The 26066-nt window shown below is 71.4% G+C and carries 20 protein-coding genes; 14 read left to right on the forward strand and 6 right to left on the reverse strand.

The window, feature by feature from the left end:
- Window positions 1–17 precede the first annotated feature (17 nt).
- On the reverse strand, window positions 18–302 hold the full coding sequence (locus tag AB0395_RS02815; protein ID WP_366276287.1) for a hypothetical protein: 285 nt from the start codon (window positions 300–302) through the stop codon (window positions 18–20).
- A 411-nt stretch (window positions 303–713) separates the two neighbouring features.
- On the reverse strand, window positions 714–1682 hold the full coding sequence (locus tag AB0395_RS02820; RefSeq protein WP_366276289.1) for an aldo/keto reductase: 969 nt from the start codon (window positions 1680–1682) through the stop codon (window positions 714–716).
- A gap of 124 nt (window positions 1683–1806) precedes the next feature.
- On the opposite strand from AB0395_RS02820, the gene AB0395_RS02825 reads away from it, so the two are divergent.
- Window positions 1807–2868, forward strand: a complete 1062-nt coding sequence (locus tag AB0395_RS02825; RefSeq protein ID WP_366276291.1) for a hypothetical protein — start codon at window positions 1807–1809, stop codon at window positions 2866–2868.
- On the opposite strand, the gene AB0395_RS02830 is transcribed toward AB0395_RS02825, so the two are convergent.
- Complete coding sequence (locus AB0395_RS02830; protein WP_366276292.1) at window positions 2846–4111, reverse strand: MFS transporter; 1266 nt, start codon at window positions 4109–4111, stop codon at window positions 2846–2848. The genes AB0395_RS02825 and AB0395_RS02830 overlap by 23 nt on opposite strands.
- An 85-nt stretch (window positions 4112–4196) precedes the next feature.
- Here AB0395_RS02830 and AB0395_RS02835 point away from each other — a divergent pair, with 85 nt between their 5' ends.
- The 5 genes from AB0395_RS02835 (at window position 4197) to AB0395_RS02855 (ending at window position 12115) form a co-directional block, all read left to right on the forward strand.
- Complete coding sequence (locus AB0395_RS02835; RefSeq protein ID WP_366276293.1) at window positions 4197–4652, forward strand: helix-turn-helix domain-containing protein; 456 nt, start codon at window positions 4197–4199, stop codon at window positions 4650–4652.
- Window positions 4653–4831: 179 nt separating this feature from the next.
- Window positions 4832–8614 (forward strand): hypothetical protein, encoded by a 3783-nt coding sequence (locus AB0395_RS02840; RefSeq protein WP_366276294.1) that lies wholly within the window; start codon window positions 4832–4834, stop codon window positions 8612–8614.
- A gap of 183 nt (window positions 8615–8797) precedes the next feature.
- The gene (gene lhgO, locus AB0395_RS02845) at window positions 8798–9988 is read left to right on the forward strand and encodes an L-2-hydroxyglutarate oxidase (protein WP_366276295.1); all 1191 of its coding nucleotides are present in this window, start codon (window positions 8798–8800) and stop codon (window positions 9986–9988) included.
- A 10-nt stretch (window positions 9989–9998) separates the two neighbouring features.
- Window positions 9999–10730 carry a response regulator transcription factor gene (locus tag AB0395_RS02850; protein WP_366276296.1) on the forward strand — a complete coding sequence of 244 codons (732 nt, stop codon included), beginning with the start codon at window positions 9999–10001 and terminating at the stop codon, window positions 10728–10730.
- A complete protein-coding gene (locus tag AB0395_RS02855) occupies window positions 10730–12115 on the forward strand; it encodes an ATP-binding protein (RefSeq protein WP_366276298.1) in 1386 nt (461 codons plus the stop codon). The genes AB0395_RS02850 and AB0395_RS02855 overlap by 1 nt, the downstream gene beginning before the upstream one ends.
- 124 nt (window positions 12116–12239) lie before the next feature.
- Here AB0395_RS02855 and AB0395_RS02860 read toward each other — a convergent pair whose 3' ends face one another.
- Window positions 12240–14240, reverse strand: a complete 2001-nt coding sequence (locus AB0395_RS02860) for an efflux RND transporter periplasmic adaptor subunit (RefSeq protein WP_366276299.1) — start codon at window positions 14238–14240, stop codon at window positions 12240–12242.
- Window positions 14241–14385: 145 nt separating this feature from the next.
- Between AB0395_RS02860 and AB0395_RS02865 the strand changes: the two genes are divergently transcribed.
- The 7 genes from AB0395_RS02865 to AB0395_RS02895 all read left to right on the forward strand — a co-directional run bounded on the left by AB0395_RS02865 (window position 14386) and on the right by AB0395_RS02895 (window position 23239).
- On the forward strand, window positions 14386–15585 hold the full coding sequence (locus AB0395_RS02865; protein WP_366276300.1) for a biotin/lipoyl-binding protein: 1200 nt from the start codon (window positions 14386–14388) through the stop codon (window positions 15583–15585).
- On the forward strand, window positions 15582–16349 hold the full coding sequence (locus tag AB0395_RS02870) for an ABC transporter ATP-binding protein (protein WP_366276301.1): 768 nt from the start codon (window positions 15582–15584) through the stop codon (window positions 16347–16349). The genes AB0395_RS02865 and AB0395_RS02870 overlap by 4 nt, the downstream gene beginning before the upstream one ends.
- Entirely contained in the window at window positions 16346–17617 is a 1272-nt protein-coding gene (locus AB0395_RS02875; protein ID WP_366276302.1) for an ABC transporter permease, read from the forward strand. Before AB0395_RS02870 ends, AB0395_RS02875 begins: the two co-directional genes overlap by 4 nt.
- Before the next feature lie 27 nt (window positions 17618–17644).
- Window positions 17645–18349: a hypothetical protein gene (locus tag AB0395_RS02880; protein WP_366276303.1), complete on the forward strand. Its 705-nt coding sequence runs from the start codon at window positions 17645–17647 to the stop codon at window positions 18347–18349.
- 53 nt (window positions 18350–18402) lie between these two features.
- Entirely contained in the window at window positions 18403–19119 is a 717-nt protein-coding gene (locus AB0395_RS02885) for a response regulator transcription factor (RefSeq protein ID WP_366276304.1), read from the forward strand.
- Between the two features lie 323 nt (window positions 19120–19442).
- A complete protein-coding gene (locus tag AB0395_RS02890; protein ID WP_366276306.1) occupies window positions 19443–21389 on the forward strand; it encodes an ABC transporter in 1947 nt (648 codons plus the stop codon).
- Window positions 21386–23239, forward strand: coding sequence for a GTPase (locus AB0395_RS02895; RefSeq protein ID WP_366276307.1), 1854 nt, complete (start codon window positions 21386–21388; stop codon window positions 23237–23239). Before AB0395_RS02890 ends, AB0395_RS02895 begins: the two co-directional genes overlap by 4 nt.
- A gap of 8 nt (window positions 23240–23247) precedes the next feature.
- Here the strand turns inward: AB0395_RS02895 and AB0395_RS02900 are convergent, their stop codons facing one another.
- Window positions 23248–24507 carry a serine hydrolase domain-containing protein gene (locus tag AB0395_RS02900; protein WP_366276309.1) on the reverse strand — a complete coding sequence of 420 codons (1260 nt, stop codon included), beginning with the start codon at window positions 24505–24507 and terminating at the stop codon, window positions 23248–23250.
- A 167-nt stretch (window positions 24508–24674) separates the two neighbouring features.
- The gene (locus tag AB0395_RS02905; RefSeq protein ID WP_366276310.1) at window positions 24675–25004 is read right to left on the reverse strand and encodes a hypothetical protein; all 330 of its coding nucleotides are present in this window, start codon (window positions 25002–25004) and stop codon (window positions 24675–24677) included.
- A gap of 467 nt (window positions 25005–25471) precedes the next feature.
- Between AB0395_RS02905 and AB0395_RS02910 the strand changes: the two genes are divergently transcribed.
- On the forward strand, window positions 25472–26056 hold the full coding sequence (locus tag AB0395_RS02910; protein ID WP_366276311.1) for a hemerythrin domain-containing protein: 585 nt from the start codon (window positions 25472–25474) through the stop codon (window positions 26054–26056).
- Window positions 26057–26066: the final 10 nt, after the last annotated feature.

The raw sequence follows: 26066 nt of genomic DNA on the forward strand, positions 1-26066 counted from the left end.
CCCGAGGCACAGGGATGTCAGTCTTCCCAGTCGCCGGTGCCGCCGAGCTCATTGACGCGCTCAGGGGACAGACCGGTGAGAAGGGACACGCTGGAGGTGAGGGAGCCGTCCAGGACTTTCATCGACTCGATCATGCCTTGCCGGATGTGCTCACGCTGCTGCTCCAGGTAGACGCGGACGGCGGCGGTGACCAGATCCTTCTTGGTCATCCCGAGGAAGTGGGCGGCCTGGGAGATCAGCTCGTCGGTCGCCGGATCGACTTTCAGCGGTGACTGCCGCTTGGTCGTATGAGGCATGGTCATGGGTTCCTCCTGAGTCCCATAGTACCTAGGTACCTCAATGTGTGCCGATACTTCATCTCCTGGAGTCGTTGTGGTTTGGGGCAGGCGCACCAAAGGCTCCACCAGACCCGGCATGGTTCGATGTCGTTCGGATTCCAAGAGGAAGACTCCCCGCTCAGGCGGGGAGTCTTCCCGGTGAATCGGTCGGGCAGGTTAAGGAATCAAAACTCTCACCTTGTGCGGTGACCTTGAACGTTTGCCGGTTGTTCATCGTTCACGGCGCCGAGTGTGATCGCGTCACCGCTCGCCGTACCGGCGCCGTGGAAGGTCACGACGTGCTGAGGAGACACAGCCCGTCCGGTGAATACAGAGTGTGGCCTGTCCGCCTGGGGAGAGGCGCGGTCTGTCCAGGGGAAGGAGGTCGCCCTGGGGTTACCAGGCGTAGTCCTCCGGAGCGGTCTTGTGGCCGGGGAAGATCTCGTCGAGTCCGGCGAGCGCCTTCTCGTCCAGCGTGATCTCCAGCGCCCTCGTGGTGGCGTCGAACTGCTCCAGCGTGCGCGGGCCGACGATCGGGGCGGTGACGACCTTCTGGTGGAGCAGCCAGGCCAGGCCGACGTTGGCCGGGTCCTCACCGAGCTCGTCGCAGAACGCCTCGTACCGCTCGATCTTGTCGCGGTGCTTGCCCAGCTCCCTGGTGATCGTCTCCGATGCGGAGCGTCCCTTGTCGATCTTGCGGAGGATGCCGCCGAGCAGGCCGCCCGCCAGTGGGCTCCACGGGATCAGGCCGAGCCCGTAGTCCTCGCACGCCGGGATGACCTCGAGCTCGGGGGCCCGGACGAGCAGGTTGTAGTGCGACTGCTCGGAGACCAGGCCGAGGGTGTTGCGGCGGGCGGCCGTCTCCTGCGCCTTGGCGATGTGCCAGCCCGCGAAGTTGGACGACCCGACATACAGGATCTTGCCCTGCTGCTTCAGGACGTCCATCGCCTCCCAGAACTCCTCGAAGGGGGTGTTCCTGTCGATGTGGTGAGCCTGGTAGACGTCGATGTAGTCGGTCTGCAGGCGCTTCAGCGACGCCTCGGCGGCGCGGCGGATGTTCAGCGCCGACAGCAGGTTCTCGTTGGGCCAGTCGCCCATCGAGCCGTAGAGCTTGGTGGCGATGACCGTCTTCTCGCGGCGCCCGCCCCCCTTGGCGAACCACCGTCCGATGATGTTCTCGGTGATGCCCTCGCCCTGCTTCCAGCCGTACACGTTGGCTGTGTCGAAGAAGTTGACACCCAGCTCGTGGGCGTGGTCCATGATCGCGAAGGAGTCCTCCTCCGGGGTCAGGGGACCGAAGTTCATGGTGCCCAGGCAGAGGCGGCTGACCTTCAGCCCGGTACGGCCAAGCTGCGTGTATTCCATACGCTCACCCTAGGCACCTGGAGTGCACTCCAGGCGAGCCCGTTTTCCTGAGCCTGCGGGCGCGTCCCGCCGGGGACCGTGGTGGCTCCCGCCGCTACGGTGCCGCGCAGGGCATGATGGCGGGATGGGGAGCAGACCGGGGTATGTCATGATTCGCGTGCTCGTGGTGGCCGCGCTGGCCGGGTTGGCGCTGGCGCCGGGGCAGGGGGCGTCGGCGGACACGGACGAGGACGGGCAGAAGCTGTTCACCTTCAAGGACAGCCGGATCACCGAGTCGAGTGGCCTGGCAGTCTCGCCGACGCACAAGGACATCTACTACACCCACAACGACAGCTCCGACGGGCCGGTCTTCTTCGCGGTCGGCCCTGACGGGCGGACTCGCGCGAGGTTCACCCTGCAAGGGGCGGTGGCCCGTGACTGGGAGGCGATGGCCGCGACCAAGGACCCGAAGACGGGGCAGGGGGTGCTCTGGTTCGCCGACATCGGCGACAACTTCGACGGGGCGTGGCCCGACGTGTCGGTGTACCGGGTGCCCGAGCCCGCCACGCTGCGTGATGCCGTCGTCCCCGCGACGCGCTACCGGTTCAAGTACGAGGACGGCGGCCACAACGCGGAGGGACTCATGGTCCACCCCCGCACCGGGCGGCTCTACGTCGTGAGCAAGGAGTTCTCCGGATCGGTCTACGAGGCTCCGAAGCGGCTGCGCACCGACAGGACCAACGTGCTCCGCAAGGTCGGCTTCGCGCCCATCATGGCGACCGACGCCGCGTACGCCCCCGACGGGTCGAGCTTCGTGATCCGCACCTACTTCTCCGCCACGGTGTACCGCGCGCCCGGAGACCAGATCGCCCGGGTGTCGATGCCGCAGCTCGAACAGGCCGAGTCCATCGCCTACACGCTCGACGGCAAGGCGCTGCTGACCGGTACGGAGGGGAAGAACAGCCCGGTCTACCGGGTGCCGCTGCCCGACAGCGTCCTGCGGGAGACGGCCCCCTATCCCACCCCGACGCCGACGGACGAAACCAAAAAGGGCACGGGCAAGGGAGGCGCGACCACGCTGGTGGCCGACGCGAGGGAGGACTCCGGCGCCGACGCCGGGGTGCCGGGTTCGGCCGTGGCCCTCTGGCTGGCGGCGGCGGCCGGAGCCACCGGTCTCATCACCTTCATCGCCCGCCGTACCCGATAGGACGTTCCTCCCGGGCCGTGGGGGACGCGGGCGGGTCGAGGAATGCCCATACGGCGAGGGCCAGGAGGCTGAACGCCGCGCCGAGGAGGCAGACGGCGCCCCAGCCCGCGATCGCGTACAGGGTGGTGGACGCCCAGGCGCCGATGGCGCTGCCGACCGAGTAGAACACCATGTAGCCGCCGATGACGCGACCGCCCGCGTCGGGGCGGTGGGTGTAGATGACGCTCTGGTTGGTGACGTGAACGGCCTGGACGGCCAGGTCGAGCAGGACGGCGCCGACCGCCAGCGCCCACAGGGACTGCCGGGTGAACGCCAGGGGGATCCAGGAGAGCGCGAGCAGGAACAGGGCTCCGCCGGTGGTTCGCCGGGCGTGGCCGCGGTCGTGCAGGCGCCCGGCGGGTGCTGCGGCCAGGGCTCCGGCCGCACCGGCGAGCCCGAAGGCCCCGATGGCGGTGTGCGTCAGGGACAGCGGTTGGGCGCTGAGCGGCAGGGCGACGCAGCTCCACAGGACGCTGAAGGAGGCGAAGACGAGCAGGGCGAGCACGGCCCGGGTACGTAGCAGGCGCTCCTGGACGAACAGAGCGGCCGTTGAGCGCAGCAGGTCGCGGTAGCGCAGACGCTCGACGGGCGTGGTCTGACGGGGCAGGGCGCGCCGTAGGGCCAAGGCCAGGATCAGTGTCGTGGCGGCGGAGGCGAGATAGACGGTACGCCAGTCCGCCAGGTCCGCCAGCACCCCTGAGACGGTGCGGGCAAGCAGGATTCCGACGACGATGCCGCCGGTGACCTGGCCCACGACGTGACCCCGGCGGTCCGGGGTGGCCAATGCGGCGGCGTAGGCGACCAGGGACTGGGTAACGACGGCAAGGAAACCCATCACGGCGGCGGAGGCGAACAGCGCGGGCACATGAGCGGCGGTGCCGAGGGCCGCGAGCGCCGCCGCCAGCAGTAGGGACTGCGTCGTCACCAGTTTCCGGCGGTTGAGCGTGTCGCCGAGGGGCACCAGCAGGAACAGTCCGAGGCCGTAGCCGACCTGGGTCGCCGTCACCAAGGTGCCGACCGCCCCCTGACCGATTCCGAACTCCTGGCCGAGGGTGGCCAGCAGCGGCTGCGCGAAGTAGACGTTGGCCACCGCCGTACCGCTCGCCACGGCGAACAGCGCGACGGTCCCGCGTGAGAGGCCAGGGGCGGGGGAGCGGGCCGTCTCGGTCCCCTGTTTCTCGCCCTTCCGGCATTCGGTCGTCATGCGTCCTCCATGGTTTCAAGTTGCTACCACTGTGACGCTAACGGAATCTGGTAGCATTTTGCAACCAAATTGGGGAGGGATAACGGTGGTGAAGCGGACCCGGTTCGATGACAGCGAATGCCCCGTGGCTCGCTCGATGGACGCCATCGGCGACTGGTGGTCCCTGCTGATCGTGCGTGACGCCTTCGACGGCAACCGCCGTTTCGGTGAGTTCCAGCGCAGTCTCGGCGTCGCGAAGAACATCCTGGCCGCCCGTCTGCGCACCCTCGTCGCCGGAGGCGTCTTCGACGTGGTTCCGGCCTCCGACGGCAGCGCCTACCAGGAGTACGTGCTCACTCCCAAGGGCAGGGACCTCTTCCCTGTCATCGTCGCCCTTCGGCAGTGGGGTGAAGTTCACTTCTTCGCCGCCGGAGAACCCCACTCGGAGCTCGTGGACCGTCTCTCCGAACGCTCGCTGGCCCCCCTGCGGGTTCATGCCGCCGACGGCCGCGCCGTCGACCCCGACGACACCGTCGTCGTCAAGATCAACCGTGCTCCGTAGGACCTGCCGTCCGGTGAGCCGTCCGTGGCCGCCCCGCCAACGGTGCCCCTTCCGGGGATGTTCTCCGGGAACGGCGCCCGTCGGCCTGCCTGGGGTGAATGCCCGGCAAGAGGTACTCAGCAGGGATTGAGTACCTTGTCGCAAGCGGATCGCAACCTGTGCCCGGCATCCTTCGTGTCATGCACGATCAGAATCCGGTCCCGGGTCCGCATCGCCCGCGACCGAGGGCGGGCTGCCCGGAGTGCGGCGCGCCCATCACGGGGATCCCCGACCGTTGCCCGAACTGCGCGCTGCCGCTGCGGGGGCCGGAAGCGGCCGAGCTGTGGCGGCTCGACGGGGAGCTGGCCAGGCTGCGGGCCAGGGAGGCGGACCTGCTGGTCCGTCGCGGCAACCTGCTCGGCGTGCTCCGGGCGGAGCGCGCCCGCCTGGCCCGGGGCGTTCCCGGGAACATGGGCGTCCAGGGGGTTCGGGGAACCGGGGCCGACCGGGCGGGGCAGGACGTCGCGAGGGTACGGCAGGCGGCAGGTGGAACGGGTCCGGAGACGGTGGGGGCAGGGGCTCCCGGATCGGTGCGGCACCCGGACGCCGGGGCGGGGATCGTCGCCGGGCCTGTGCGGCACCGGGACTCAGGGGCGGGGGCTCCGGGGTTCCCACAGCACCCGGGTTTCAGGCCGGGAAGCGTGGAGGCCGCGCCGCGCAGGGACTTCTCCCCCAAAGCCGTGCAGAACCTGCTGCTGACGCTCGGCGGCCTGCTGCTGGTCGTCGCCGCCGTGGTTTTCACCGTGGTCAGCTGGGGCCATATCGGCATCGGTGGCCGGGCCGCGATCCTCGCGGGGGTCACCGCCCTCACCTTCGCCGCGCCGAAGCTCCTCGTGAGCCGCGGACTCGGTACGACAGCGGAGACGATCGCGATGCTCGGCGTCGCGCTGCTCCTCCTGGACGGCTACGCGGCCCGGCAGGCGGGTCTGCTCGGCGCCGACGGCCCCGAGGCGCTTCACTACACGGCCATGCTGTTCGGCCTGGTCGCGCTCCTCACGGCGGGATACTCACGGCTGCTGCCGCTGAGGCTGCCGCTGCCGGTGGCGATCGTGCTCGCCCAGTTCCCGTTCCCGCTGCTCGTGCTGGACAGAGCGTCCGTGTGGATCACCGCCGCTCTCGTGGCGACCGCCGCGATGGACGCCGTCTTCCTGGCCATTGCCCGGAGGGCGGGTGGCCAGAAAGACGTGGACGGTGTGGACGGCTCCGCTGTCCCGGGGGCGGGTGGCGTGGACGGGTCCGCTGCCCGGAGCGCGGGTGGCGTGGATGGGTCCGCTGTCCCGAGGGCGAACGGCGTGGACGGCTCCGCGGGAAGTGTCTCCGCGAGTGCGACGGCGGGGGTCTGCTTCGCCGTGGTGTGGGTGCTCGGCCTGGTCTACGGGTTCCTGGACTCGGTGCTGGAGTTCGGCCGCTTCCTCGGGGACGAGAGACTGGTGGTCGACTCCGCCAAGGGCGCGCTGCTCGTCGCGCTCGCGGTGATCGGGATCGCCGTCGCCCGGCGCGCCAGGCAGGACAGGCTCAGGGCCCTGGCAAGCGGATCGATGTTCGCGCTGGCCGTCGGTCTGGCGGCGCCTTTCTGGCGGGTGCTCCCCTACGGCTGGCTGGGTGTCCCGCACACCGCGGGGGCGCTGGCCGCCGTCGCGGTCGCGCTGTACCTCCCGGGCCTGGGCGACGCACGGATCCGCTCGGCCGGAGCCTCCTTCGCCGCGCTCGTGGCCGTGCTCACCGCCGTTCCGTTCGTTCCCTGGACGATCACCGTGCTGCTCGCGCCGTTCACCCGGCTGCACGACGTGTGGTCGTGGCCCTACGAGGGCGCCGGTGAGTGGCAGGTCTCGTCGAGCGCCTCGGGCTCGGTCGTGCCCGCGCTGCTGGCGGTCGCCTCGGCGGTGGCCGCCCTGCGCGGACGGGGAGCGATGGGCACCCGGAAGAGGCGGGCGGCGCTGGGCTTCCTCGCCCTGGCGGCGGGTACGGTCGCGGTGGCCGTCGCCCCCGGCGCCTTCGCCTGGAACCACCTGGCGGGCCTCGTCGTCCTGCTGGTCCTGGCCGTCGCGCTCGTGGCCTGCCCGACCTTGGTTGGCGAACCGCGGTGGGCGTCGGCCTTCACCGCGGCGGCCGTACCGGTGGCCGTGCTCGGGGTGGTGACCGCGCTCGCCGCGCGGGCGGAGACCTACGCCGCGCTCGCCGTGCTGCTGGCCGCGTGGGGTGTGGCGACGTTCGCCGCCAGGGTGCCGGGGGTCGCGGCGACGGCACTGGTCATGGCGGTGCTTTCCGCGACCGGCCTGATCTGGGCGGTGGTCACGGGGACGGGGTGGCAGCCGACCGGTGACGGGCTGGCGCTGTCGCTGGCGGTCGGTGCCGTGCTCGCCGTGGTTCTCTCCCTCGTGTACCGCGGAGCCGCCGGCCGGCGTGCGACCGCCGGTCAGGGGGAAACCGTCACGCAAGGTGAAGCCGGTGAACAGTATGAAACCGGTGGGCCGGAGGAGGTCCATGGACAGGGCGAAGCCGGTGAACAGGGTGAAGGCGGACAGGGCGAAGCCGACGGGCCGGGGGAGGATCTCGGTCTGGGCGCAGACGCAGAGCGGCGCGCAGCCGTTCGGGGCGTCGATCCCCGATGGGGCGCCGGGCTGGGGCTGGGCGCGACGCTCGCCGCGTTCGCGGTTTCGCCGATCGCCGAGTCCCTCGCCAGGATCGTCACCTTCTACCGTCCGCTTTTCTTCCCGTGGACGGCCCAGGGAGACCTGACGGGCCGTTTCCCGATCCTCTTCGTGGTCGTCGCCCTTCTCGCGGTCACGGCCGTGACGGTGTCCTGGCAGGTCGCGGGGCGCAAGGGCGGGCTCAGGGCGGCGCTGCTCGCGTTGCCGGTGCTCCTGACGGCGCTGCCGCTCTCGGTCGGCCTGCCGTACCCGTTCGAGGTCGGCCTGTTCGTCGCCGGGCTTGGCCCGTCGGCCTGGATGGCCGCGCGGAGCCGTACGAACTGGGCGTTCGGCGCGGGGGCCGGGCTGTGGACGGTCTCGTTCGCGCTCTCGTGGGCGCTCGCCGCACAGACCGCGACGCTGGTCGCGCTGCCGGTCGTGGCACTGGTCGCGGCGGCGACCGCGTTCCACGGGCGGGAGCGGGCGGTGCGGGCCGGGGGAGCCGGGCTGGCGACACTGCTCGCGGGAGGGGAGGCGCTGGCCGCGGGGCTGGCCCTGGAGTGGCCCGCGCGGTACGCGGCGTTCGGCGTGCTCGCCGTCGCCTGCGTCGCGGCGGCCGTCGCGGGCAGGTTCAGGAACTCGTCGTTCGCCGTCGGGGTCGAGGCCGCCGGATACCTCCTCGCCACCGTCGGCCTGGCGCTCACCGCGGACGACTTGGCGGTCGCCGCTCTGGCCTGGGCGCTGACCGGTGTGCTGATGGCCGGTACGGCGCTGCGCCCCGACCGCCGATGGGCCGGATACGTGGGAACGGCCCTGCTGCTGACGGCCTCGTGGCTGAGGCTGCTCGCCTCGGACATCACCGTGGTCGAGGCGTACACGGTGCCGTTCTCGCTGGTCCTGCTCGCGTTCGGCTGGTGGCGGGCGCGTGGCCGTGCCCTCTCCTCCTGGGCCGCGTACGGCACCGGGCTCGCCTCGAGCCTGCTGCCCAGCATGATCGCGATGCTCACCGGTGAGGGATGGCTCAGGCCGCTGGCGCTCGGCGTCGTGTGCCTGGCCGTACTGCTGGCCGGGGCGCGTCTCCGGCTCCAGGCCCCGGCACTGCTCGGCGGCCTCACCCTGGCCGTCGTCGCCCTGCACGAGCTGGCGCCGTGGATCATGCAGGCCGTGATGGCGGTGCCGCGCTGGGTGCCGATGGCGCTCGGCGGGTTGCTGCTCGTCGTGGTCGGCGCGACCTACGAGGCCCGGCTGCGGGACGTGCGCAGGCTGCGGGAGGCCGTGGGCCGGATGCGCTGACCTCCGTTCGCTCCCATGGTTTCGGCTCTTGGCCGTACCGGTGAATTTCATGACCGGAGTGGTGAAGCACTGCCGGACGGTTACGATCCCCAACAAGGCGGTGCAAGCCTCTTCTCCTTCGGAGAGGGATGGACGTCAGCTCACGCGTGTGCGCGTTCTGGTGGCGATCAGGGAGGTAGGGACGTGAACGTCGGGATCGTCGGTGCGGGGATCGTGGGGCTGGCCGTCGCCAGGGAGGTGGCGCTGACCAGCGGGGCGACGGTGACCGTTCTCGACAAGGAGGACCACGTCGGAGCCCACCAGACCGGGCACAACAGCGGGGTCGTCCACGCGGGGATCTACTACCAGCCGGGCTCGCTCAAGGCGAAGCTCTGCCGGGAGGGGGTGGCCCTGCTCAGGCAGTACTGCGCCGAGCACACCATCCCCTACGACGAGGTCGGCAAGCTCGTCGTCGCCTCGACCCCGGCGGAGCGGTCCGGGCTGAACACGATCGCGGAACGGGCCCGCGCGAACGGGGTTCCCGGAATCGCGGAGCTGGACGCGCTCGGGCTGCGCGAGATCGAGCCGCACACCGTCGGTGTGGCCGCGGTGCACTCCCCGCACACCGCGATCGCCGACTTTCCCGCGGTCGCCCGCCGTCTGGCCCAGGACGTGACGGAGATGGGCGGTTCGGTGCTGCTGTCGCATCCGGTCCGCGCGCTGCGGGAGACCGCGAGCGGGGTCGAGGTGATCGCGGGGCGGCGCAAGCTCGCCTTCGACCGGCTGATCGTCTGCGCCGGGCTCGGCACCGACACCGTCGCCCGGATGGCGGGAGCCGAGGGCGACGTGCGGATCGTGCCCTTCCGCGGTGAGTACTACGCGCTGGCCGGCGCGTCGAAGGACCTGGTCAGAGGGTTGATCTATCCGGTTCCCGACCCCCGTTACCCCTTCCTCGGTGTGCACCTGACCCGCAGGATCGACGGCGAGGTGCTGGTCGGCCCCAACGCGGTCATGGCCCTGGCGCTTGAGGGCTACTCCTGGGGTGACATCGATCTCACCGACCTGCGGAGGATCCTGGCCTGGAAGGGCACCAGGCGGCTGGCCGCCAAGCACTGGCGGACCGGGGTGAGGGAAGTGGTCGGCTCGATGCTCAAGGGCTCGTTCCTGGCGGCGGCGCGCCGCTACGTGCCCGAGCTGACCAGGGCGGATCTGGTCAGGACGACGGGTGGGGTGCGGGCCCAGGCGGTGGCGGGCGACGGGAGCATGCTGGACGACTTCGCGATCGACCGGCACGGCCCGGTCGTGCTGGTGCGGAACGCGCCCTCACCGGCGGCGACGTCCAGCCTGGCGATCGCCAGGCATATCGTGGGGTTAACCTCAGTATTGACCAGTTAACTGCTTTTTCATGTGGGCGAGTGAAGATAAATCCGTGACCGACTCTCCCGAAGCCCGCCTTCTCATCGTCGAGGACGAGCCCAACATCCTCGAACTGCTGGCCGCGAGCCTGCGGTTCGCCGGGTTCGGAGTGAACACGGCGGGTAACGGGACGGACGCCGTCGCCGCGGTCCAGCGCTACCGCCCCGACCTCATCGTGCTCGACGTCATGCTTCCCGACATGGACGGCTTCGACGTCGTACGGCGCCTGCGGGGCGGCGGGACCGACACGCCCGTGGTCTTCCTGACCGCGCGTGACGCGACGGAGGACAAGATCCGGGGGCTGACGGTCGGCGGGGACGACTACGTGACCAAGCCGTTCAGTCTTGAGGAGGTCGTGGCCCGGATCAGGGCGGTGCTGCGCCGTACCGGGGCGGGGGACCTGTTCGCCAGGCCGCCCCGGCTCACCTTCGCCGACATAGAGCTCGACGAGGAGAGCCACGAGGTGTGGCGCGGCGGCAGGGCCGTGGCGCTGTCGCCGACGGAGTTCAAGCTCCTGCGCTACTTCATGGCGAACGCGGGGCGGGTGCTGTCCAAGGCCCAGATCCTGGACCACGTGTGGGACTACGACTTCCGGGGCGACGTCGGGATCGTCGAGTCCTACGTCTCGGTGCTCCGCAGGAAGATCGACAACGTCGACCCCCGGCTGATTCACACCCTGCGCGGGGTCGGTTACGTGTTGCGTCTCCCACCGGGACAGTGATGGGCGGAGGCACCCCGCTCAGGCTGAAGCTGATCACCGTCGTCCTGGTCCTTCTCACCATCGCGCTCGCCTTCATCGGCGTCGGCAGTGTCTCGATCATGCGCGGCTACCTGATCGACCGGGTCGACAGCCAGGTGCGCCTGACCGCGGACAGCGTGATACGCCGCCTGCACCGCAGCCCCGCCACACTGGTCGGCAAGCCGGTACCCGCCGACACCAGGGTGGAGATCCGCGACGCGCACGGCGCGATCACCCTCCAGCTCGTCGGCACCGACGTCGAGGGCAAGCCGGGGCCCAGCCTTCCCCCCGAGCGGGAGACCTATCCGTTCGAGAGCGACGAGTGGCGGATTCATCGCATCCAGCTGGAAAACGGCGGAAGCGTCGTGCTGGCCGTCGACATGTCGGAGGTCAGGCAGATCGTCGGCCAGCTCGCGCTGGTCGAGCTGCTCGGCGGAGGCGGGCTCATGCTGGTGCTCGCCGGGGTCGGGGTGGTGATCATAAGGCGGAGCATGCGCCCGCTGGAGGAGATCGAGCGCACCGCCCAGGCCATCGCCGCCGGAGACCTGAGCCGCCGCGTCCCCGGTGCCAACCCGGCCACCGAGGTCGGCAGGCTCGGCCAGTCGCTGAACGGCATGCTCACCCAGATCGAGTCCGCCTTCCGGGCCAGGTCGGAGTCCGAGATCTCGGCTCGCCGCTCTGAGGAGCGCATGCGCAGGTTCGTCGCCGACGCCTCCCACGAGCTCCGCACGCCGCTGACCTCGATCAGGGGTTTCGCCGAGTTCTACCGGCAGGCCCCGGACGTCGACCCGGCCCCGCTGATGCGCCGGGTCGAGTCCGAGGCGGTCCGGATGGGCCTGCTGGTCGACGACCTGCTGATGCTCGCCAGGATGGACCAGCAGCGGCCGATGGCCATGCGCCCCGTCGACCTGCTCGCCATCGCCGCGGACGCCATCCACGACGCCCGTATCCTCGCCCCCTCCCGCGAGGTGACGCTCTCGGTCGACGGCGCCGCGCTGATCGTCTGCGGTGACGAGGTACGGCTGCGCCAGGTCGTGGGCAACCTGATGACCAACGCGCTGACCCACACCCCGGACGGCACCCCCGTGCGGATGGCGCTCTCGGCCCAGGGCGGCATGGCCGTCGTCGAGGTGGCAGACGAGGGCCCCGGGCTCAGCGCCGAGCAGTGCGAGCGCGTTTTCGAACGCTTCTACCGGGTCGACTCCTCCAGAGGACGCCGGGCGCCGGAGGACGGTGGCAGCGGTCTGGGCCTGGCCATTGTGGCGGCCATGGTCGAGGCCCACGGCGGCACCGTCGCCGTGGACTCCGACCTCGGCAAGGGCTCGACCTTCCGGGTCACGTTCCCCCTCGCCCCCGAGTCCGCCTGAGGGACGGCCCTGTCCGCGCCGGTGATCCCGCGCGGTCGCCGAGCGCGCGGACGAGCGATGGGACTTCGATGTCGCCCCGCCCGGCCCGGGTGCCAAGTCCCTCAGGCCAGGCGGGAACGCCAGGTCAAGGGGTGCCCGAGACGCCTCCCGGCCAGCCGCTGTCCGGGAACCCTCCGGTCGCGGCACCGTCGGGGAGCACGACCCGGTCGTTCTCCGCGAGTCCCGTGGTGATCTCGACGTACTGGTCGCCGCGCACTCCCGTCGTCACGACGCGTTCGCCGCCGCCCTGGACGGTGACCCGCGAGACGCCGTCCTTGGTCCGTACGGCCTGCGCGGGAAGGTAGACGGCCGCCTCCGACTCGGCGACCGTGACCGTCACCGTGGCGGTCTGGCCGACCATGAGGTTGTCCGGCGCCTCGTCGAACGCGATCGTGACCCCGTACCTCACCAGCTGGCCGGTGGTCGTCGCGGTCGGTGCGATACGTGTCACCGTGCCGGTGTACTTCCTGCCCTCCTGGGTGGCCAGGGTGATCACGGCCCGCTGACCCGGCTTCAGGCTGCCGATGTCCGACTCGGTGAACAGCGCCTCGATCTGGAGCTCGTCGAGGTCTCCGAGGGTGAGGAACGCGCCGGTGCCGACGTTGTCCCCGACGGCGCCCGCGACGGACATCACGGTGCCGCTCGCCGGGGCGACGATCCGTACCCCGGCCAGTTCCTCCCTGGCGTCGGTGAGGTCCGCCTGCGCCCGCTTGACCTGAGCCTGCGCCTGCTCGACGCTGAGCGCCCCCTGCCCGTTCCCCGAGTCGCCGTTTTGCCCGGTTCCCCGGTTCACGCCCTGCTGCTGCCCGGTGTTCTGCTGCGCGGTCAGAGCGCTGTTCTGCCCGCTGTTCTGCTTCGTGCCCTGCCCGGTGCCCTGCCCGCCGTTCTGGCCGTTGTTCCGGCCGTTGTTCTGGGCGGAGCACGCGGTCGGCCGGGGGCTCGAAGACTGTCCGGTGGTCGGCCGTGTGGTCGGTTTCCCGGTCGGCTTCCCGGTCGTGGTCGGCCGTGCGGACGAGCTGGGCCTCGGGCTCCGGCTCGGCTCGGCCCCCTGGCTCGGCGCCGCGCTCGAGGGTCCGGGGTTCGGGCGCGTCGGGGTGGCGTCCGGGGTCGCGGTCACCGTGACGGTCGCGGTGGCCGTCACGGTCACCGTGACCGTCGGCACCGGACGGGGAGTCTCCTCGCCGTGGCCCGTGCCGCGCCCCTGCTCGGCCTCGGCTGTCTTTTTCGCCTCGGCCGCCGTGGTCGACGCCGGGACCGGTGTCGGTGTCGGTGTCGGGGTCGGTGTTGGTGTCGGTGTTGGTGTCGGCGCGACCTTGACGAGGTACCCGGCGAGCGCGACCCCGCCCGCCGGAACCGCCGCCCCGAGCCGGGCGGGCGTCGTGGGCGCTATGGGCGCTATGGGCGCTGTGGGCGTTGTGAAGGGAGTCGTGGGAGCGGACGTGCTGCCCGGCACGAGGGTCAGGCCCGGTTCGGGCGTACGGCCCTGCCCCGGAGACCGGGTCGGCGTGGCCGTACCGCTCGGGTGGGGAGTGGGGGTCGCGCCGACCGGCGCGGTAGGCATGGCCGTCGGCAGGCACCCGCCCTGCTTGGTCGGGTCCGATCCCGTCTGGCCCAGATCCCCGTTCTGTCCCTGACTCTGCGGCTGCCCCTGGTTCTGGCCCTGATTCTGACCCTGGCCTTGGGACGGAGACGCAGAGGGGGACGCCGCCCTCTCCTCGGCCGTGTCCAGCGCCTCCTGCGCCGCAGCGAGCTGCGCCTTGGCCGCTGTGTACCGCTCACGCGCGGGCGCGGACCCTATGGTGGCGAGCACCTTTCCCTTGCCGACCTTGTCCCCGGCCTTGACGTAGACCTTCTTGACCGTTCCCGACCCACCGAAGGCCAGCTCGCGGGTCTTGTCGTCCACGGTGTTCCCCGCGGCGGAGACCGCCGAGGTCACGGTTCCCCGCCGGGCGGCGACGAGCTCAACCCGGGGTGCCTGGTTCGAGCCGTCGTCGAGGACGTAGAACGCGCCCGCGCCCACGAGGACGAGGGCGGCCAGGGCGAGTCCTCCCACACGCATGGGTTTCGGGAGATTGGTCGGTCTCATGGCCGACCATCTTGGCGTGCCCGATTCACTGCCTGCTCACAAACACCTGAAGGTTTCCTGTATGTCCTCATCCGTTTGGTGTTTGCAGCAAACACTCAGCAAGAGTTGGGTTTAGCCCAAGTCTGGTACGCCAGGGTCGAGCGCTGTGAAGCTGTCGACCAAGCGCGGAGCGCTGATCATGAACGGGGCTCTGGGGGTCCTGTTGCTGGGCGGCGCGGGAATCGCCTTCTCCTCTCTCGGGGGATCCGCCCCCTCCGCCGACGCCGCGGTGCGAACCGTTTCGGTGACCCGAGGCACGGTGGTCGCCTCGGTGTCCGCCTCGGGAGCCGTGGCGAGCGCCCGTGCGCGCTCGCTGAGCTTCGGGACGAGCGGCACCGTCGAGAAGGTCTACGTCGAGGTGGGGGACAAGGTCAGCAAGGGGCAGCTCCTGGCCAGGCTGGACGACGACTCCGCGCGGGAGAGCCTGGACGCGGCCGCGGCCACCCTCGACTCCGCGGACGACGACACCTCGACCGCCGCCCTGTACGCCCAGTACATCACCGCGAGGAACACCTACAGGGCGGCCAAGCGAGCGGTCGAGGCCACCGTCATCAAGGCGCCGTTCGCCGGTACGGTCACCGCCGTCAACGGTACGGCGGGCGGCTCGGCGAGCGGCTCCTCGTCGGGCACGTCCTCCACCGGATCGGGCTCGGGCGGTTCCGGGACGGGCGGTGGCGGGTCCGGCCTGGGATCCGGCTCGGGATCCGGTTCCTCCGGGGCGGGTTCCGGCTCTGGCGGTTCTTCCGGCGGCTTCATCGAGCTGGCCGACACCCGCAAGCTTCAGCTCGTCGGCACCTTCACCGAGTCGGACATCACCAAGCTCAAGGTCGGTCAGACGGCCTCGATCAGCTTCGACGCGCTCACCGGTGTCACCGCGACCGGCAAGGTCACCCAGATCCAGCCGACCGCCGCCACCAGCAACAACGTGGTCCAGTATCCGGTGACGATCTCCTTCACCGAGGTTCCCTCCGAGGTCAGGCTCGGCCAGACGGCCACGGTCAAGGTCGTCGTCGGGCAGGCGGAGAACGCCCTCGCCATCCCCTCGACCGTGGTCTCGACCACGGCGGGCCGTACCACCGTGACCGTTCTGCGGAACGGCGGGCAGGTGCCCGTCCAGGTCGAGCTGGGGGTCAAGGGCGACGCGCTCACCGAGATCACCTCGGGGCTCGCCGAGGGGGACCAGGTGGTCCGCCCGGCGCTCACCGGGACGACCCAGCAGGGCGGCGGATTCCCCGGCTTCGGCGGAGGCGGGAACCGCGGTACCGGCGGCGGCACCGGCGGCGGTGGCGTGGGAGGTGGCCGGTGACCGCCCCCGTCCTGTCCCTCACGGACATCGTCAAGGTGTACGGCAGGGGAGACGCCCAGGTCCAGGCCCTGCGCGGAGTCTCCCTCACCGTCGAGCAGGGCGACTACGTGGCCGTCATGGGCGCCTCGGGCTCCGGCAAGTCCACGCTCATGAACATCTTGGGCTGTCTGGACGTGCCCTCCTCGGGCCGCTATCTCATCGACGGAACCGACGTCGGGACGCTGGACGAGCGCAGGCTCGCCGTACTGCGCAACCGGAAGATCGGGTTCGTCTTCCAGTCGTTCAATCTCATCCCGAGGATGAGCGCGCTCGCCAACGTCGAGCTGCCCATGGCGTACGGCGGTGTCGCGGCGTCCGAGCGCCGGGCCCGCGCGCTTGAGGCCCTGGAGCAGGTCGGCCTGTCCGACCGGGTCCGCCACGAGCCGAACGAGCTTTCCGGAGGCCAGCAGCAGCGGGTGGCTGTGGCCAGGGCGCTGGTCACCTCGCCCGCCCTCCTGCTCGCCGACGAGCCGACCGGCAACCTCGACACCAAGGCCACCGGGGACGTGCTGGAGATCCTCGACAGGCTGAGCGGCTCCGGCCGCACGATCGTGCTCATCACCCACGAGGACGACGTGGCCTCACACGCCAAGCGGATCATCCGGCTGGTCGACGGGCTGATCGTCGAGGACACCCGCCGGGCGCCCGCGGACGGCCCGCCGCCCCGCGTCGCGGAGGCGGCACGCACGTCCAGGGCCTCTAGCGCGTCGGGAGCCGCCTCGTGAGCAGGCTGGAGATCCTGCGGTTCGCGCTTCGCGGCCTGGCGGCCAACAAGCTGCGCAGCTTCCTGACCACCCTGGGCATCCTGATCGGGGTTGCGGCGGTGATCCTGCTGGTCGCCTTCGGCGAGGGCGCCTCGCAGAGCATCCAGAAGAGCATCCAGCGGCTGGGGGCGAACACCCTCACCGTCTCCGCCTCCTTCGCCGGAGGAGGGGGCGGGGGGTTCGGCGGTTTCGGCGCGGTCGGTGGCGGGACCAGGCAGAACACCGGTCCCCGCACTCAGGCCAGGCAGCTCACCCTGGAGGACGCCAAGGCGCTCGCCGACCCCGAGCAGGTGCCGTCGGCCAGGAGCGTCTCCCCGGTGGTGACCACCTCCTCGGCGACCGCCGTGCACGACGGTGCCAGCCATGCGATCTCCCAGCTCGTGGGCACGTATCCGAGCTACTTCGAGGCGACGAACAAGCCCGTCGCGACGGGCTCCTACTTCGTCAACGACGACGTGCTCGCCGCCAGGAAGGTCATGGTCATCGGGCAGACGGTCGCCGACGAGCTGTTCGGCACCGCGAACCCGGTCGGCGAGCAGGTCAGCGTCTCCGGGGTGCCGTTCACCGTGGTCGGGGTGCTCAAGGAGTCGGGCTCCTCCGGTCTCGGCGGGCAGGACGCGGACGACGTGGCCGTCGTGCCGCTGCCCGCCGTACAGCAGAGCCTGACCGGGTTCGGCGCGCTCGGGTCGATCGTCGTGCAGGCGACGGGAGCCGACACGACCACCTCGGCCCAGGCCGAGGTGACCGCCGTGCTCAACCAGCGGCACGGCATCACCCCGACGGGCACCGCGGACTACCGGATCCTGAACCAGGCGACCCTGCAGGAGACCGTCAGCTCGACCGTCGGGATCTTCACCACCCTGCTCGGCGCCGTCGCCGCGATCTCCCTGCTGGTCGGCGGCATCGGCATCACCAACATCATGCTGGTCACCGTCACGGAGCGGACCAGGGAGATCGGCATCAGGAAGGCCATCGGCGCGCCGCGGAGCGCCATCCTCGGCCAGTTCCTGCTTGAGGCGACGGTGCTGAGCCTGCTGGGCGGGCTGACGGGGGTCGTGATCGCGTTCGTCGGCACCCGCTTCACGATCGCGGGCATCGAACCCGTGCTGGTGCCGTCCTCCATCGTGCTGGCCCTCGGTGTCTCGGTGGGCATCGGGCTGTTCTTCGGCGGCTATCCGGCGAACCGGGCGGCCAAGCTCAGGCCCATCCAGGCACTGCGCCACGAATGACCTGTACGACTTACCCGAGGAGAAGACATGGGCGGCAGTGCGGATGAGAAGGCTCCGGCGGGGGAACTGCTGGAGACTTCCCCGTTCGCGGGTGACCTGGACGCCGAGCTGGCGGCCGGGCCGCGGCGCGGGCTCTCCAGGCTCACGCTGGTGCTCGGCGCGGGGGTCGTGCTCGTCGTGGGCGTGATCCTGGGCATCCAGGCGCAGAAGGCGCTGGGCGGTCAGGGCGGGACGGCCGGTGACCCGGCTGCCGCGATGCGTCAGGGCGTGGCGGGCGGATACGGCCCCGGTGGCCAGGGCGGGTTCGGTCCCGGTGGCCAGGGCGGGTTCGGCCCCGGTGGCCAGGGCGGGTTCGGTCCCGGTGGCCAGGGCGGGTTCGGTCCCGGTGGCCAGGGCGGGTACGGCCCCGGCTCCGGAGGCTACGGAAACGGCGGAAACAACGGCAACGGCGGGTTCGGCGGGTTCGGTGGCAGGCAGCAGGGTGGTCAGGGTGCCCAGGGCGGTGTGACCTTCGGCACCGTGCAGCGGGTCGAGGGCGGGAAGGTCTACCTCCAGCAGCCCGACGGGACCGTTGTCACCGTGAACACCACGGGACAGACGACCGTACGGGTCTCCAAACAGGGCAAGGTCACCGACCTCACCTCCGGTGGCACGGTCGTCGTGCAGGGGACCAAGGGCGCGGACGGCTCGATCACCGCCACCGCGATCAACGAGGGAGGGGGCCGTCGATGACGTTCTCCCCTCTCAGGAAACGTTCAGCCGGACCTGAGCTGCGTTCCAGGAGGGTGAGTAAGCCTCGTGTTGTGCTGGACAAGGTCGAAGCCAGGTTGCTGATCGTCGACGACGAGCCGAACATCCGCGAGCTGCTCTCCGCCAGCCTGCGCAGGTCGGGCTTCGAGGTGGTGACGGCGGCGGACGGGCGGGAGGCCGTGCACTTCGCCGAGCGGATCCGCCCGGACCTCGTCGTGCTGGACGTGATGCTGCCGGACATGGACGGGTTCACGGTGGCCGGACGGTTGCGGGCGCTGGGCGGGCAGATGCCCGTGGTCTTCCTGACCGCGCGGGACGCGACCGACGACAAGGTGGCCGGTCTGCGCGTGGCCGACGACTACGTGACCAAGCCGTTCAGCCTGGAGGAGGTCCTCGCCAGGATCAGGGCCGTGCTGCGCCGTACCAGGGGGGACCTCGACCTTCCGGCCCGGCTGAAGGTCGGCGACCTGGAGCTTGACGAGGAGGCGCACCAGGTCTGGCGCTCCGGCAGGCCGGTACGGCTGTCGCCGACCGAGTTCAAGCTGCTGCACTACTTCATGGTCAACTCCGGCAGGGCGCTGTCCAAGGCGCAGATCCTGGACCACGTCTGGAACTACGACTTCGGGGGCGACGCCGGAGTCGTGGAGTCCTACGTGTCCTACCTGCGGCGCAAGGTCGACATGGCCGAGCCGCGTCTCATTCACACCTTGCGGGGAGTGGGATATGTCCTACGTCCTCCTCATAATGGTTGAATCTTCAGCTGACATTCAGCTTCGCCTCATGTGACCCTGAGCTTCGGGTGCTCAAATGAACAGCGAGTGACCCCCGATCACCCCGCGGTCGCGCGGAAGGGTCGGATTCGCCTCCAGCTGCGGGGGAGACGAATCCGTATGACCCCACGCGAACCCCGGGGTTAAGGCCCCACCGCTCTACCGGGTTCGCCCCCGTAACCCGGTCGAGCGGTGGGGCAAAATCGTGTCCGGGCCCCTTCACCGGCGACGCCGATCGAGGCCTGCCGCCGTGACATCCGCGCGGAACATGTCTAGGGGCCTTCCAGCAGGGAAGAGTCGCTCCTATGAGCCGGAGCGACGGTCTGCTTGAGGCGCTGCGCGAGCTGCGGCGCCGTCTCGACCACGACCTGTTCCCCCTGGCGACCGGTGACGCCGAGGCCGGGCGCGCGGCACTGCGCGAGCTGGCGGGCCAGCTCGACGACTACCTGATCCCCCGGCTCACCGCGATCGACGCCCCGCTGCTCGCCGTCGTCGGCGGCTCAACCGGAGCGGGCAAGTCGACCCTGGTGAACTCCATCGTCGGCGCGGATGTCTCCGAGCCCGGCGTGCTGCGGCCGACCACGCTGGCGCCGACCCTCGTCACCGGTGAGGCCGACGAGGCCTGGTTCACCGCCCAGCACGTCCTGCCCGGCCTTCCTCGTGTCACGGGCGGCGCGCGCGGGCAGCCGGGCACGCTCCGCGTGGTCACCGTCCCGTCCCTGCCCGCGGGTCTGGCCCTGCTCGACGCGCCGGACATCGACTCGGTCGTCACCGCCAACCGCGAGCTGGCCGCCCAGTTGCTCGCCGCCGCCGACCTCTGGCTGTTCACGACCACCGCCGCCCGTTACGCGGACGAGGTGCCGTGGGGATTCCTGCGCGCGGCCAGGGAACGGAGCACCGCGCTCGCGGTCATCCTGTCGCGGGTTCCCCCCGAGGCCATGGGCGTGGTCCAGAAGGACCTGGCCAGGCTGCTGCGGGACAACGGGCTCGGCGGCACCCCCCTGTTCGAGGTGCCCGAACTCGTGCTGCCCGAGGAGAACGCCCGCCTGCCGCGTCCCGCGGTCCAGGCCGTCGCCGACTGGCTGACCGGCATCGCGGCCGACTCCCAGGCCCGCGCGGACGTGGTGCGCCAGACCCTGTCCGGGGCGCTGGAGAGCCTCGCCGTGCGGGTGCCCGCCCTCGCCGACGCCGTCGACCACCAGCACGTCGCGGCCGAGGAGCTTCGCTCGATGACGGGCGCCGCGTACGCCGCCGGGCTGTCCGCCTTCGACGAGGGCATGCTGGACGGCTCGCTGCTGCGCGGCGAGGTGCTGGCCCGCTGGCAGGACCTCATCGGCACCGGCGACCTCATGCGCTCCCTGGAGAACCGGGTCGGCCGGTTCAGGGACCGCCTGGTCGCGATGTTCACCGGCCGTCCCGCGCCGGAGAGCGAGCTGCGGGTCGCGCTGGAGAGCGGGGTCGAGGCGCTGATCAGAGCCTCCGCGGACGACGCGGCCGAGCGCGCGCTCGAGTCGTGGTCGTCGCACCCCTCAGGGCGCGCCCTGCTCGAAGAGGCGGGGGTCGCGGCGGCGGGGCGGCTGGGGCGGGCCTCCGCCGACCTGCCCGCGAAGGCGGAGACGGTGATCAGGGGCTGGCAGGGATACGTGCTCGACCTGGTCCGCGAGGAGGGCGCGGACAAACGGAGCCTGGCCAGGTTCACCTCCTACGGCGTCAACGGCGCGGGGCTGCTGCTGATGCTCGCGGTGTTCGCCTCGACCGGTGGCCTGACCGGGATCGAGGTCGGCATCGCCGGAGGCACAAGCGTGCTGAGCCAGAAACTCCTGGAGGCCGTCTTCGGCGACCAGGCGGTGCGCACCCTCACCGTCAAGGCCCGCGTCGACCTGCGGGCCCGCGTCGCCGCCCTGCTCGGCACCGAGGCCACCCGCTTCACCGCCCTCCTCGACGCCGTCGAGCCCCCAGGGGACACCGGGGCCGCGCTGCGCGCCGCGGCGCTGGCCGTACGGGAGCACCGGCGCGAGCTTCCGCCCGTGGCCGGCCAGGACTCGCCGCCGCCGGGGGAGCGGTCCGGCGAGGACGGGAGGGAACGGGGGGAGTGGCTCCTGCCGGTGAACACCGGGCGCGACGCCTCCGGCGTCGGCATGGCCCAGGACGTGCGGGGAGGTCCCTCTGACCCCCTCTCCCGTGAGGACTCCCGTACCGACCTCTCCCGCGAGGACTCCCGTACCGGCGACCGGGAGGCGGGTGAGCCGTGAAGCTGCTGCGCCGTAAGGGGTCCGTCTCCCTCGACGACCGCCTCGAAGGGCTGGCCCAGGCCGCTGACCTGGCCGAGGGACGGCTGGCGGGGGACGCGGTCGCCGTGGCGCGCTCGGTGGTCTCCCGGGCGGGCGTGCGGCGGAACCTGTCCGTCGACCACACCGTGGTCGCGCTGGCCGGGGCCACGGGCAGCGGCAAGTCCTCGCTGTTCAACCTGCTGTCCCGTACGTCCCTGGCCGCGGTCGGGGTGACCCGCCCGACCACCTCGACCGCGCAGGCCGCGCTCTGGGAGGGGGAGGGGGCGGGGCCGCTGCTCGACTGGCTGGGGATTCCCCGCCGCCACGAGGTTTCGCGGGCCGAGGACGAGGCGGCCGGGCTGGTCCTGCTCGACCTGCCCGACCACGACTCGATCGAGCTGGCGCACCGGCTTGAGGTCGACCGGCTGGTCGAGCTGGTCGACCTGCTGGTGTGGGTGCTCGACCCGCAGAAGTACGCCGACGCGGCCGTCCACGACCGATATCTGCGCCCGCTCGCCCGGCACCGGGACGTGATGGTCGTCGTGCTCAACCAGGTCGACCGGCTCACCCCTGGGGCGGCGGAACGGTGCCTCGGGGACCTGCGGCGGCTGCTCGGTGAGGACGGACTGACCGGGGTGCCGCTGGTCGGGGTCTCGGCGCGCACCGGGGCGGGAGTGCCGGAGCTGGGCTCGCTGCTCGCCTCCAGGGTCGCGGACCGGCGGTCGTGGGCCGCGCGCCTGGCCGCCGACGTCGGCACGGCCGCCGACACGCTCGCCAGGGCGTCTACTGGCACGGCGGCCACCACCGGTACGGCGTCCGTCACCGGTGGTGCAGCGTCTGTCGGTGGTGCGGTGTCCACCGGTACGGCCTCCGCCACCGGCGGTGTGGTGTCCATCGGCGGTACGGCGTCCGCCGACCAGGCCCTGTCGACGGTGTCGGTTGACCGCCTGGCCGGGCCGCTGACCGCGGCGCTGTCCGAGGCCGCGGGGGTGCCGGTCGTCGTCGAGGCCGTGGCCAGGTCGCACCGGCACCGCTCGGTCGTCGCGACCGGCTGGCCGCCGATCCGGTGGCTGCGCCGGTTCCGTCCCGACCCGCTCCGCCGCCTCCGTCTCGGCGGGGTGAGCCAGGGGGCCGGCCGGGGCGCGATCCAGGGGGGCGGCCGGGAGGCCATGGAGCCCCTCCGAGCCTCCGCCGGGCAGTCCGGGCAGTCCGGGCAGTCCGGGCAGGAATTCAGCCAGATCGTCGGCGGCCCTGTCGGCCGTACCTCGATGCCCGTCACGACCGCCGTGCAGCGCTCCCGGATGGACACCGCGATCAGGGAGGCCGCGAGCGCGGCCTCGGACGGGCTGCCGGAACCGTGGGCGGCGGCCGTACGGCGCGCCGCCAGGTCGCACGGGGACGAACTGGAGGACGGCCTCGACCGGGCGGTGGCCGCCACCTCGCTCGGCGGGTTCCGGCGGCCCGTGTGGTGGCGGGTCACCGGGCTGGCGCAGTGGCTGGTGTTCGCGGCCACGCTGGCGGGCGGCCTGTGGCTGCTCGGCCTGCTGGGCCTGGACTATCTCCGGCTGCCCCGGCCGTACATGCCGACGGCGGGAGAGTTTCCCTGGCCGACGCTGCTGCTGGTCGGCGGCGTCGTCCTCGGGCTGGTGATCGCCGCGCTGTCGCGGGTCGCGGCCTGGATCGGCGGGCGCCGCCGGGCCCGCAGGGCCGCCAGGGCACTGCGGGTGAACGTGGATCAGGTCGCCCGCAGGCTCGTGCTGGAACCGGTCGGTGAGGAGCTGTCCCGCTACCGCCGCTTCACCGAGGCCCTCACCCTGGCCGGTGGGAGGTGAGAGCGGACTCAGCGAGTCTCGCACAGCGCGGTCTGGGCCACCTGGAGCACCGCGCGGTCCGCTGAGGCGGGCAGTTCGTACTGGTTGAGGGAGATCGTCACCTGACGCCCGTCCTGGGTCACGGCGGACAGGGTCCGGTAGCCGAGGAAGCTGCCCCGGTGTCCCCACCACCGGCCGCCACAGGACAGCGGGGCCGAGGCCAGGCCCAGGCCGTACTCGCCTCCCGGCCACAGCCGGGCCGGATCGGCGGGGACGGTCTCCCGCATCTCGGCGAGCTGGGCGGGGGGCAGCAGGCGTCCGCCGAGCAGTGCCGCGAAGAACCGGTTGAGGTCGTGCGTCGTCGAGACCAGGGCGCCGCTCGCCCCGGCCACCGTGGGGTTGAAGTCGGTGACGTCCACGAGGCCGTCGCCGACCGGCGTGTATCCGCGCAGGTGCCTGCCGCGCAGCCCGGTGGCGTCGCCGGGCCAGTAGGTGTCGTTCAGTCCGAGCCGCTTGACGACGCGGCGGGTGATCTCCGTTCCGATGTCCTTCCCGGTCACCTTTTCGACGATCATCCCGGCGAGGACGTAGTTGGTGTTGGAGTAGTGCCAGCCGTCGCCGGGCGAGGGCAACGCGAGGGCGACGTTCACGAGTTCCCGGTCCGAGTGGTGGTCGAGGCGCCACTGCGCCACGTTGTCCCAGTCCAGTCCTGAGACGTAGTCGGGCAGCCCGCTGGTGTGCCGCAGCAGGCCGCGCACCGTGATCGAGCCGCCGTCGTAGCGCCCGTTGACCACTCCGGGGAGGTAGCGCTCGACGGGGGCGTCCAGGTCGAGGCGGCCCTCGGCGGCCAGTTGCAGGACCACGGTCGCGGTGAACGTCTTGGTGACGCTGCCGATCCTGAACCGCTCCCCGCCGCGCACGGGCCGTCGGTGCTCCCGGTCGGCCGTCCCGCTCGTCCCGCGCCACGTCCCGCATCCCGGCCCCGTCACCTCGGCCGTCGCCCCCGGCACGCCCTCGGCCCGGGTGAGCGCGTCGAGCAGCCGCTGCGTCCCGCTGTGGTCGCACCTCGAGGACGCGCCCTGCCCGCCGTCCCCGGCACCGCCCGATCCGACGTCCTTCGCACTGGTCACCGTACGGTTCCCCGCCTCGGACACGACCGCGCCCACCGCACCAACTGAGCCCACCGTGGCCCCGGCGGGTACGACCGCCGTCACCACCAGCGCGGCGCCCACCGCGCCCGCCGCGACCAGCCCGCCGATCCTCCGAGAACTCCGCCTGCCGCCAGACATGATCCCGACGTCCTTTCCCTCCACCGGCCCACCCCCGTGGGCGGCCACGTGGACAGATCATTGGACACCGGCTCGTCACGGCGCATCGGCTATCCGGTCGCTCCCCGCCTCCTCCCCGAGATGGGGAGCTCCCCGCCGTAAGGGGGGCTCCCCATCGTCCTCTGTCGTCAGCCGGTTCCCTCGCACAGGTCGGTGTGTCCGGCGTTGTAGCCGTCGACCCAGCCCTTTCTGTCCCAGTCCGCAGACTCGTCGTAGGAGAAGCTCTTCGCCTTGGCGCAGTTGCCTTCCGCCTCGGCGTAGCCCTTTCTGTAGGCGTCCCGGTACGGCTTCGGCTGCTGGTACGGGGTCGGGGTCGGGACCGCCCGCTCCTGCGGGGCGTTCGCCACCACTCGCGCGGAGGCCGGGGCGGCCGTCGTCTGGGAGCCCGCGACGGCTCCGAGGGCGAGAACTGCGAGAAGTGCCGGGCTGAGTGACAACAGACGGTGCCTGCGGTCCATGAGCGCCTCCTCTGACCAGGCCCCCGGCGGGGATCGCCGGAGGTCACGATCGACAAGGCCAGGATATGAAGCGATTTGTCCGCAGTGTGGAATTTATGCAGTTATTGTGCCATTTCCGGGATGGAGGTGGACAAGGACTTTCCCCTGGTCGGAGGCGTTTTTCGCGGAGGCGGAGGCGGAAACTGCAGTGATTTCGACGGAACCCTCCCCGAATCCGCGACGGGAACGCTTTTCTCGAAAGAGGCCTTTCCCGTGGAAATCTGGGAAAACGATTTACCGTCCGCGCAGGTTATGGGGAGTCACTCTCTTGGATGCGATGGGTGGGTGATCCGGGGCCCGGTGCTGCCGGGTAGCGGGCGGCGGGTTGACGGCTCGGGCAGAAAGGTGATGAGATCTCGCCTCAGCGTCGCGGTGCACCCGGCAAAGAGATCGCCGTGGGCATGGAGGCGCCGAAACATGGGACAACCATGGAAACCCCTGTCGGACCGGACGGCCGCCTCGCGGCGTTCGGCAACCAGTTGATCGACATCCATCTCTGGCTCCGCGAGGAGCTGGCCCAGCTCCGTGAGGACGTCGACGCCCATCTCGAAGGTCGCGGCGGGCGGCCACGGGAGCTGCGGGCGCACTGCCTGGCCTTCTGCTCCGCCCTGACCCTGCACCACACCGGCGAGGATGACGGGATGTTCCCAGTCCTGGCGGAGCGCTTCCCCGAGCTACGTCCCGTCATCGAGGAACTGGTGCACGACCACCAGGCCGTGGCCGGGATCCTGCGCAGCCTGGAGGACCTGCTCGGCGGCCTCGGGGCGGAGGCGGAGCCGGATCCCGGTGAGGCACGGCGCGTGCGTGCCGAACTGGACGGCCTGACCGCCCTGCTGGAGTCGCACTTCGTCTACGAGGAGAAGAAGATCGTCGCGGCCCTCAACGCGCTGGGCGCCCCGGGGCCTGACGCCCCGACTTCCGGCAGCCTGCCTGGTTCGGGTCTCTCGCCGCCGAACAGGACGAATCTGCCGGACGCGCCGAGGGGATCCCGCACGAGGCATGATCGTCGCTGACGGCTGACGG

The sequence above is a fragment of the Streptosporangium sp. NPDC051023 genome, assembly GCF_040689595.1.
GTDB lineage: Bacteria > Actinomycetota > Actinomycetes > Streptosporangiales > Streptosporangiaceae > Streptosporangium.

What these genes read in the sequence shown, in the direction of transcription:
- AB0395_RS02815 (WP_366276287.1), bottom strand. Translation starts at nt 302, where the DNA reads ATGACCATGCCTCATACGACCAAGCGGCAGTCACCGCTGAAAGTCGAT.
- AB0395_RS02820 (WP_366276289.1), bottom strand. Translation starts at nt 1,682, where the DNA reads ATGGAATACACGCAGCTTGGCCGTACCGGGCTGAAGGTCAGCCGCCTC.
- AB0395_RS02825 (WP_366276291.1), top strand. Translation starts at nt 1,807, where the DNA reads ATGGGGAGCAGACCGGGGTATGTCATGATTCGCGTGCTCGTGGTGGCC.
- AB0395_RS02830 (WP_366276292.1), bottom strand. Translation starts at nt 4,111, where the DNA reads ATGACGACCGAATGCCGGAAGGGCGAGAAACAGGGGACCGAGACGGCC.
- AB0395_RS02840 (WP_366276294.1), top strand. Translation starts at nt 4,832, where the DNA reads ATGCACGATCAGAATCCGGTCCCGGGTCCGCATCGCCCGCGACCGAGG.
- AB0395_RS02850 (WP_366276296.1), top strand. Translation starts at nt 9,999, where the DNA reads ATGTGGGCGAGTGAAGATAAATCCGTGACCGACTCTCCCGAAGCCCGC.
- AB0395_RS02855 (WP_366276298.1), top strand. Translation starts at nt 10,730, where the DNA reads ATGGGCGGAGGCACCCCGCTCAGGCTGAAGCTGATCACCGTCGTCCTG.
- AB0395_RS02860 (WP_366276299.1), bottom strand. Translation starts at nt 14,240, where the DNA reads ATGAGACCGACCAATCTCCCGAAACCCATGCGTGTGGGAGGACTCGCC.
- AB0395_RS02880 (WP_366276303.1), top strand. Translation starts at nt 17,645, where the DNA reads ATGGGCGGCAGTGCGGATGAGAAGGCTCCGGCGGGGGAACTGCTGGAG.
- AB0395_RS02890 (WP_366276306.1), top strand. Translation starts at nt 19,443, where the DNA reads ATGAGCCGGAGCGACGGTCTGCTTGAGGCGCTGCGCGAGCTGCGGCGC.
- AB0395_RS02900 (WP_366276309.1), bottom strand. Translation starts at nt 24,507, where the DNA reads ATGTCTGGCGGCAGGCGGAGTTCTCGGAGGATCGGCGGGCTGGTCGCG.
- AB0395_RS02905 (WP_366276310.1), bottom strand. Translation starts at nt 25,004, where the DNA reads ATGGACCGCAGGCACCGTCTGTTGTCACTCAGCCCGGCACTTCTCGCA.
- AB0395_RS02910 (WP_366276311.1), top strand. Translation starts at nt 25,472, where the DNA reads ATGGAAACCCCTGTCGGACCGGACGGCCGCCTCGCGGCGTTCGGCAAC.